Raw genomic sequence first — 7461 nt, 5'->3', positions numbered from 1 at the left:
GCGGCTGGGGCGCCGGTGCCGCAGGGTTCTTCTCGATGATGTAGTCGAGGAACGCGTAATCGGCGGCCGCCACGTTCTCCTTGATCGACTTGAACTGGCTGGGGGGCGGCTGGAACGACGTTCCCAGCTCGATGGTGAAGGCCATCTTGCCGTTCGCCTGATGCATGTCGGTCGACGTGCCCGTTGTGGGGTACAGGTCGATGGCGGGCATGTAGGTGTAGGGATTCTTCTGCGCGCTCATCATGCGCTGCCCCACGTCGTTGTAATCGGCGATGTTGGCGGGGTCTTCGTTCGTCCCTCCCCACGGGCGCAGCAGCATCTCGCCGTAGCCGTGGTGATCGATGATGCCCTTGATGTTGGGACGCGTGTATTCGAAGCCCATCAGCGCCTGCACCTCGGGCTCGGAACCACCATGCGGACCGCGATAGGTGTCGCTGTCCGGGTCATCGCTCACCACGCCGGCGTCATCGTACGGGTTGCACGGCGTGTCGCCATCCGGACGGTAGAGCTTGAAGTGATCGGGGTTGCCGTCCCAGTAGTTGCGGTTGATGTCAACGCCATAGGCCACGGGCTGGCCGTCCTTGCTCGTCGAGCACGAGGTGGCCGACGGAGGGCACTCCGTGTTGATGACGGGCTCGCGGTTCTTGCGCCACCAGCTGTCCTCGGTGCGGCTGTACTCGTAGCCATCCGGGTTCACCGTGGGCATGATCCAGATCTCGGCGTTGTCAACGCGGTTCTTGATGGCCGGATCCTTGTCGTACTTGTGGATGAGCTCGTCGGCCAGGTGCAGCGGCACCTCCATCGACATCCACTCGCGGGCATGGTGGTTGCCCGTGAACACGACACCAGGCTTGTTCGAGGTGTCGCTCTGCGCGTCGGACGTGACCTTCAAAGCCCAGATGTCGCGACCTTCGACGCTCTTGCCAATCGAGACCAGCTGGCACAGGTCGGCGTGGTCGGCCGCGAACTCCTTCAGGCGGTCGGTGACCTGGGCGTAGGTGTGGTACGACTCTGCCTGCGGCAGCGACTTGCCCTGCAGCCACGTCTTGTAATCGCTGACGAACTGCGCCACGTCGGTCTTGCGGGGCCCCGACTCGATGATGTCGGTGGCGCGCATGTGGGCAACGATCTCGTCGTCCTGCAGAAAACCGTCTTTGTTGGCGTCGATCTTGGCGGCCTCGGTGAGGCGCTTCTCACACACCTCGTGCGTCTGACGGCCATCGACGTCAGAGAAGCGGTAGGCGGGTGTGGAGCCAGCAGCGTTGTTGACCTGCATCGGGAGATCCCCTTTCGTGTTTCGACATGGAGAGCGTAACACGAGAGATCCCCGCTTGAGGTTGCCCGGTTGTTAACGCATCGTTAAGTGGCTGCGCCCTCGGCGTCCGGCTCCGCGGCGCGGTTCTTGCGATTGAGGCGACGCGCCTCGTTGATCTTCTGGTTGCCCGCCCAGGCCAGGTCGAGGCCCCCGCGCGCGAACGTCACGTCGCCGCTGGTGGAGTACTGGCGGAAGTGGAAGAGCGCCTTGTTGTACAGCTCGATGCCCTCGAAGCCCACCTCGAGCTCCTCACGGAAGTCCTCGAGCGCATCCGGGGGGATCTCGAGCTGGCGGATCTCCTGCTCGCGCTGCGCCATCTTGAACGACTCCTCATCGAGGAAGCGCTTGAAGTCCGACTGTGGGATGCGGCCTTCCAGCGCCCCATGCACGGCGTTGCGGAACACCAGGTAGCGGTCGTAGACCGGGTGGGCCTCGCCGCTCTCGGTGCGCTCGATGGTCGACAGCACGAGGCCGCAACCCCCGCAGGTCTCAGCTGCGTCGTTGGCTTGTCCGCACTTGATGCACTCCATGACTGGTTCTCCTTTGGCCACGTTGGGCGCGCCCCCTCAGAGGTCGCGCCGATCCTTCTTCGAGCGGTAGAGCGAGGCCAGGATGTCCTTGGCCTGCTTGTTCACGTTGTTGTCTCGTCGCCGGTCGACATCCTGCGCCTTGCGCAGGTCTTCCTTCAGCTGGTCGACCGACGCATAGCGCGCGCTCGCCTCGTTCTGAAGGCACCGCTCGAGCGCCTCCTCGAACTGACGCGTGCAGGTGGGAGCGAGATCTCTCAATGGCGGCACCTGGAAGCGAAAGCGGTCGAGGTTGGCCGCGGTGAGAAGATAGTACAGCGTCGCGCCCAGGGCGTAGATGTCGGCCTTGCGGTCGAGACCCACCTTCCGGTACTGCTCGGGCGGCGAGAAGCCCGGCGTGACGAAGGTATGCCCGTCTGCCTTCACGGCGGCATCGGCGTACCGCGCAATGCCGAAGTCGATGAGCTTGAGCTTCCCCTCATAGGTGCGCATGATGTTGTTGGGCTTGATGTCGCCCACCACCACGGGATTGGGGCGCCGTTGATGCAGATAGCTCAAGATGTCGCACAGCTCGATTCCCCAGGCCAGCACCTCAGCCTCGGCGCACGGGGCCCCCTTGTCGATGAGCACCTGAAGGAGGGTCTGCCCGGCAACCCACTCCATCACGAGATAGTAGAGGTTGTTGAGAAAGAAGAAATCGTAGACCTTGGGCAGCCCGCTGTGCGACAGGCTCGTGAGGAGACGGGCCTCAGACAGGATGGTGTCGGTCGTGGCAAAGGGATCGTTGGGGGCGGCCGTCTCGACCACGATGGCCTTGATGGCGCACAGGTGGCCGTAGCGCTGGTCCTTGGCGAGGTAGACATGACTCGTGGCGCCACGGCCGATGGTCGAGAGCACCCGAAACTGCTCGCGAAGCACGAACCCGTTGGGAAGGCCTTCCATGCGTCAACATCCTGGCCGAGCCGCAGAGTAGAACCGACGAGGCGGGAGGCGGCTAAACATCTCTGCCCCCGCCACCCCCGGTCCAGGGCGCGACCTCCATGGTTTCCTGTCGATGAACACCGTTCCCTTCATTGCGCCATCGCGCAGCCCAACACCCCATCACCGGCAGCAGACACCGTCCGCGCCAAACCGCCCCGACACTGCGCGACCACCGTCGACGACATCGTGGTTGCGACCCGATGCCCGCCGCGTCTCGCAAGGGGAGCCCGGCACCGCGTCACGAAACCTGAAGGCATGCGTCTCTGTCTCTCTCTGTTGCTGCTCCTCACCACGACCGTCGCCGCCCTGGCCTCTCCGCCCGGTCTCTGGCTCGACAGCGCCGCCGTGGCCTTCATGCCGCACGCGCGCAGCAACCTCGCCGTGGTCTCGTGGGGCGACGGCGTCTTCGTGCTGGGCGGCTCCGGGGCGCAGGGGGCGTCGACAGAGGCCTCGCTCTACCACCCCTTCACCCATGCGTTCGAGGAGCTCCCTCCCCTGCCGTCGCCGCGCATGGCGCACGCGGCAGCCCTGTGCGGCAGCCGCCTTCTCGTATTCGGAGGGATGCGAGACACCAGCACCTGGTGCGACGAGATCCTGGCCTACGACCTCGAGAAGCGGGTGTGGACCCGCGCCGGAACCATGCCGTTTGCGCGGGCCCGCTTCGGACTCGCGGTTCTCGACGGACGGGTATGGATCGCGGGCGGCTGTGACGCCAGCGGCCGCTACGCCGAGACCTGGGTGTTCGACCCGAAGACGAATGCCTTCACCCGAAAGGCCGACCTGCCGCAGGCGAGGGATCGGCTCTCCCTCGTTGCCCTCGATGGCAGCCTCTGGGCCCTGGGCGGAGAAGGCCCCGATGGAAAGGCGTCGGCTTCGTGCTGGAGATACAATCTCTCCGAGAACACCTGGACGCGCATGCCCTCCCTGGCCAGAGCGCGCAAGAACTGCACGGCCGCGCGACTCGGCGACCGCATCATGGCGGTGGGCGGATGGGACGTGGTCGACGACGAGAAGGTCTTCGTCTCGCGCATCGAGGTCTTCGACCCGCAGGCGCGAGACTGGCTCGAGAGCGGACGGATGGAGACCCCGCGCGATGGCTGCCGTGCCGCGACCTGGCGAGGACGCGTGCTGATCTTCGGAGGCTTCGGAGGCGAGACCCTCTCCTCCGTGGAGGAGGCGACCTGGCAAGCGCGAGACAGCCGCTGGAGCCTCGACGCGAGCCTGCCGGTGACGCTCTGGTGCCAGCGGCGAGAGGCCGACCTGCCGAGTGCCATCGAGGAGCCACCCGCGCTCGACGCCCAGGGCAAAGGCCCCGTTGCCGCGCTCGACGCGGCATCAGCCCTGGCCCGCGGGCTCGTCGCTCCAGGGGCGGCGCCCGTTGCACAAGCGTGGTTCGGTCGGCGATTCCCCTATCCCCGCCAGCTGTCGCAGGAGACCTCAGTGAGGCGAGCGCTGACCCCTTTCCTGGTCGACCGCTCTCCCGCGTGGGCAAGCGTCGAGACGCGCCTGAAGGAACCCGATGCGACATCGGTGGTGGCCGTCGTGCCAGCCCCAGCGAGCACGCGCTTCGACGCCGCCCACCCGTTCCCATCGCTGCGCATCCCCACTGAACGCGTGGGCGGCGTCTCGCCCCAGACGTGGTTCGACGACGCGCAGACCTGCGCCACGCTCTACCTGCGCTCGTCGGACGCCTCACCGCAGCAGGCCGCGCAGAGCCCTGCCGCGGGTCCCGCGGCGATGGCCCATGAGCTTGCGGCTGTGCTGAGCCGGACCTATCGGTCGGTGAACGGCCCGCTTGCGGGCTGTCGCTACTTCCTCGACGACAGCGACCTCGATCAGGCGGGCGACAAGCCCCGTGTCACGGTGATCTGCATGGAGACGGCGCCCACGGTCTTCAGCGACGGTCAGGGGCGCCCCTTGTTTCCCGACCCGATACACCTGTTCGAGAGCGCCATGCTGCGGCTCACCGCGGAAGACCGGACTGGGATCGCTCCGGCGGCGGTCACGTCGCTGAAGGACATCGGCGGAACGGTCGAGCGCACGTGGGTGCTGGAGGCCGGCAGCGCGAGCCGAGGGCGCTGAGAGGCGTCCCCGCCCGCCGCGCGCCCGCCAGTCAGGCGGGTCTCAGCGCTGGGCAGGAATCTCGGTGGAGACCTGACGCAGCCACTGGGGGAGCGTGGACCGATCGAGCGCGTTCCACTGGGTGCTGCTGTAGTACACCTTCTGCGTGCCGCCGCTCTGCGGGTCGGCCGCGATGGTGAGCTTCAGATCGATGTTGTGCTTCTCCGGCTTGCCCAGCTTCTCGATGGTGTAAGCCGAGCGGGCGCTGCGGCGATCGTGCGGGAACTGGAACTGCAGATCGCGCGCAGTGGCGCGGTAGAAGAAGATCTCGAGGGCGTGGCGATAGATCGAGGGCGCGAGATCGTGCATGGCGACGTTCTCCTCGCTGCCGAAGACATAGAAGCTGAAGCTGTCGCGATCGCGCTCGGGAACCCGATCGACCCAGATGCGATCGACGAGCGTAGAGGCGTTCTCAGCCCCCGTGACTGAGGGTGGTGCCTTCTGCACCAGCAGGGTCGCGCGGGCGAGCAGGGCGTAGGCGACTGCGCCGAGCAGGATGAGCAGAGCGACCACGAGGGTCTTCGAGCTCTTCTTCTTCTTCTGGTTGAGGAAGCGGATATCGCCCCCCTGGGTGGGACTCGTGGCGGTCTTCTCCGCGCCCTCTTTCGACTGGGTACCGTTCCGCTCTGACATGCGACCTCTTCCTCCTGTGGTGACCCTCGGACCACGCGCTCGCGGCCCTCAAGACATGCTGGCCGGGCCGCGCGAGCGCTGCCCTCAAAACATGCTGGCCGGGCCGCGCGAGCGCGGCCCTCATATTCTCGTAAGCCGATCGGCTTCCTTCAGTGCGTCGCCTTGAAGCGGCTGACCGCCTCCATCGCCTTCGCCACGAGCATCTCCGCCACACGGGTGCTCTCCATGTCTGGTGGGTTCTCACACGCCCACGCCACATAGCGCTGCAGATGCGCCCGCTCGTCGGCCGTGAGATCAACGAAGACCCCGCCGTGCTCGAAGTAGGTCGAAGACCAGCGCTCCCAGAGCACGCGTAGCGGCAGCACCATCACCTGCCCATCGACGTCGAGCGCAACCCCCACGACCGTGCCCACCTCTCGGGCAAGACGCGTCGCAAACCTGAGCCCACCTGTGCTCACGTCGAGAATAACCGCCGACATCGGGCGCTGGGTGAGATAGATGCAGGTCGCGTCACGCAGCTCGAAGCGCGGGTGATTGCGACGCTCCTCATAGGAAGGAGCAGGCAGAAGCTGCGGCGCCGAAGCGGGAGCCTCGGTTGCCGACAACGTGCGAAAGACCCTGCTGAGCAGCGAAGAGACCACGTGCTGACCCCCTGTTCATGTGCAGGGGGGGTCCGGTTCAAGAGGCAGAGCGCAATGCAGGCCACACCCTTGGGCGCCGGACCCACCTCTCAGGGGAGCACAGTAGCACGCCTCGCGGACAAAGAGATGAACAGGATGTTACCAGGTCGCACGAAGCCGGCTGAGGAGAATGCGGCCTGCCCGCAATGGCCCGAGCGCTTCCCCGCGCCGCTTCCACTGGCGGGACCTGCGCCCCTAGATGTCGACCATCTTCTGCTGAATGGCCTTGATGACGGCCTGGGTGCGATCCTTCACGCCGAGCTTGCGCAGAATCGCCGTGATGTGTGACTTCACCGTCTTCTCGGTGATGAAGAGACTGGCGCCGATGTCGCGATTGCTGTTGCCCTTGCAGAGCAGCACCAGCACCTCGCGCTCCTTCTCGCTCAGCGACTCGCGCGGCTCTTGTGGTGCGCTGCCGCGGCTGAGCATGCCGGTGAACTCTCGCAGCACCTCCCGGCTTACGTCCGGAGACAGGGCCGACCCCCCCTCGAGAACGGTCGTGAGCGCGCGCGCCAGCTCGGGGCCAGTGATGTCCTTCACCAGGTAGCCCACCGCCCCGGCCTCGATGGCATTGCGGATGTCGGCCTTCTCCTTGCCCATGGAGATGATGATGACCTGGGTGCCAGGATGGCGGTCGAGAATCTCGCGTGTGGTGAAGATGCCGTCCTTCTCGGCGCTGCCCAGGTTGATGTCCATGAGCACGAGATCCGGCTTCACCGACGCCACCTTCTGCAAGGCGTCGTCGCAGCTCTCCGCTTCGGCCACCACGGCGAACTCTGCATACTCTGAGAGCATGAGGCGCAGGCCATTGCGAACCACCGGGTGGTCGTCGACCAGGAGAACGCGCGCAACGACGGGCCTGTCGGGCTGTCGCGACGAGGGGGCCATGCGTGTCTCTCCTGTCATGCGCGGTTGCGGGTGGGGACGGGGGGAATCAGGTCTGGGACGCTCTCAGGGGAAGGACGAACGCCACGCCATGGATTTCGCGCCTCACCAGGAGTTCCCCTCCCATCGCCTCTACCACGCGCTTCGCGACACGAAGCGGAAAACCGCACGCCGGAAGGCGGCGCAGGAACGGGGTCCAGTCCTCCTCGCGCGCGTGCAGCGCCCGCGAGAGCCCCTCGGCATCGAGGTCTTCGTCGGTGCGCCAGACACCCACCTCGATGCGCCCCTCACCACACGCCAACAGTCTTCACGACCCTTG

At 66.1% G+C, this 7461-nt stretch carries 8 protein-coding genes and 1 pseudogene; 1 reads left to right on the top strand and 8 read right to left on the bottom strand.

The features are described 5' to 3' along the window. From EB084_15710 to EB084_15700, 3 genes are all read right to left on the bottom strand, one after another. Positions 1 to 1276 (bottom strand): hypothetical protein (locus tag EB084_15710; protein NDD29704.1); only part of this gene is annotated, 1276 nt, incomplete at its 3' end. A gap of 83 nt (positions 1277 to 1359) precedes the next feature. Then, complete coding sequence (locus tag EB084_15705; GenBank protein NDD29703.1) at positions 1360 to 1845, bottom strand: hypothetical protein; 486 nt, start codon at positions 1843 to 1845, stop codon at positions 1360 to 1362. 36 nt (positions 1846 to 1881) lie between these two features. After that, the gene (locus EB084_15700; GenBank protein NDD29702.1) at positions 1882 to 2784 is read right to left on the bottom strand and encodes a serine/threonine protein kinase; all 903 of its coding nucleotides are present in this window, start codon (positions 2782 to 2784) and stop codon (positions 1882 to 1884) included. On the opposite strand from EB084_15700, the pseudogene EB084_15695 reads away from it, so the two are divergent. Beyond that, positions 2704 to 3468, top strand: a pseudogene (locus tag EB084_15695) (hypothetical protein). The gene EB084_15700 and the pseudogene EB084_15695 sit on opposite strands and share 81 nt — an antisense overlap. Before the next feature lie 77 nt (positions 3469 to 3545). On the opposite strand, the gene EB084_15690 reads toward EB084_15695, so the two are convergent. The 5 genes from EB084_15690 to EB084_15670 all read right to left on the bottom strand — a co-directional run bounded on the left by EB084_15690 (position 3546) and on the right by EB084_15670 (position 7443). Continuing rightward, on the bottom strand, positions 3546 to 3854 hold the full coding sequence (locus EB084_15690) for a hypothetical protein (GenBank protein ID NDD29701.1): 309 nt from the start codon (positions 3852 to 3854) through the stop codon (positions 3546 to 3548). A gap of 1093 nt (positions 3855 to 4947) precedes the next feature. Then, positions 4948 to 5577 carry a hypothetical protein gene (locus tag EB084_15685; protein ID NDD29700.1) on the bottom strand — a complete coding sequence of 210 codons (630 nt, stop codon included), beginning with the start codon at positions 5575 to 5577 and terminating at the stop codon, positions 4948 to 4950. A gap of 149 nt (positions 5578 to 5726) precedes the next feature. Beyond that, positions 5727 to 6218: a PilZ domain-containing protein gene (locus EB084_15680; protein ID NDD29699.1), complete on the bottom strand. Its 492-nt coding sequence runs from the start codon at positions 6216 to 6218 to the stop codon at positions 5727 to 5729. Positions 6219 to 6452: 234 nt separating this feature from the next. Further along, entirely contained in the window at positions 6453 to 7163 is a 711-nt protein-coding gene (locus EB084_15675) for a DNA-binding response regulator (GenBank protein NDD29698.1), read from the bottom strand. 28 nt (positions 7164 to 7191) lie between these two features. Then, positions 7192 to 7443: an ATP-binding protein gene (locus EB084_15670; protein NDD29697.1), complete on the bottom strand. Its 252-nt coding sequence runs from the start codon at positions 7441 to 7443 to the stop codon at positions 7192 to 7194. Positions 7444 to 7461 lie beyond the last annotated feature (18 nt).

This window comes from Pseudomonadota bacterium, assembly GCA_010028905.1.
Classification (GTDB): domain Bacteria; phylum Vulcanimicrobiota; class Xenobia; order RGZZ01; family RGZZ01; genus RGZZ01.
This window is presented reverse-complemented; position numbering and strand designations above follow the sequence as displayed.

Excerpts from the sequence above, each read along its gene's own strand:
- EB084_15705 (NDD29703.1), bottom strand. The coding sequence starts at position 1,845 with ATGGAGTGCATCAAGTGCGGACAAGCCAACGACGCAGCTGAGACCTGC.
- EB084_15700 (NDD29702.1), bottom strand. The coding sequence starts at position 2,784 with ATGGAAGGCCTTCCCAACGGGTTCGTGCTTCGCGAGCAGTTTCGGGTG.
- EB084_15690 (NDD29701.1), bottom strand. The coding sequence starts at position 3,854 with ATGCGCGAGACGAAGACCTTCTCGTCGTCGACCACGTCCCATCCGCCC.
- EB084_15685 (NDD29700.1), bottom strand. The coding sequence starts at position 5,577 with ATGTCAGAGCGGAACGGTACCCAGTCGAAAGAGGGCGCGGAGAAGACC.
- EB084_15675 (NDD29698.1), bottom strand. The coding sequence starts at position 7,163 with ATGACAGGAGAGACACGCATGGCCCCCTCGTCGCGACAGCCCGACAGG.